Below are 688 nucleotides of genomic sequence, written 5' to 3' on the forward strand. Positions count from 1 at the left end.
ACATTGACTTATTGATAAGCTGGGGACTTAGCTTAGTTGGTAGAGCGCCTGCTTTGCACGCAGGAGGTCAGGAGTTCGACTCTCCTAGTCTCCACCAAATTTCAAGATCATAAAAGCACTGCTTTTACTTGAAATTTAAGCAAGAAGCTACGCTTCGCGCAGTATGTAATCATACAGTGATGAAGTTGTTTAGTTCCTAAGCGATCAGGTGATTAGATCCTAGAGATTAGCAAGTACAAGCGTTATGATACGCGCACTTGATAATCTCTGTGATTTATCACAGTTTCCTGACCTGACGAAGGCTGGAAAAATCATTAACAGAATATATTTGAGTTGAAATAATTTGTTCATACTCGTTGAAATCAAAATTAAGAACTTGTTCTTAATTGAGAGATTGATGAGTTACTAGCGAAATTAACTGAATCAAGCGTTTTGGTATATGAATCTAATTGAAGCTGTACTGTAGTTAAATCTACGAAACGCCAACTGTATGAGTAAGTCGCAAGACGAACTCTGTTGCTTATCCTACTTGTAAGGATAAACGACTGTTTGGGGTTGTATAGTCAAGTAATTAAGTGCATGTGGTGGATGCCTTGGCAGTCAGAGGCGAAGAAAGACGTGATAGCCTGCGAAAAGCTCCGGGGAGGCGGCAAATATCCTGTGATCCGGAGATGTCTGAATGGGGAAA

The 688-nt window shown here is 40.4% G+C and carries 1 tRNA gene and 1 rRNA gene; both read left to right on the forward strand.

The window, feature by feature from the left end:
• Positions 1-21: 21 nt before the first annotated feature.
• Positions 22-97, forward strand: a tRNA-Ala gene (locus GVV58_RS15270).
• Between the two features lie 464 nt (positions 98-561).
• Positions 562-688: ribosomal RNA gene (locus GVV58_RS15275) — 23S ribosomal RNA — on the forward strand; the annotation flags it as partial.

The sequence above is a fragment of the Acinetobacter sp. 18QD2AZ41W genome (genome assembly GCF_009829025.1).
GTDB classification, from domain to species: Bacteria; Pseudomonadota; Gammaproteobacteria; order Pseudomonadales; family Moraxellaceae; genus Acinetobacter; species Acinetobacter pseudolwoffii.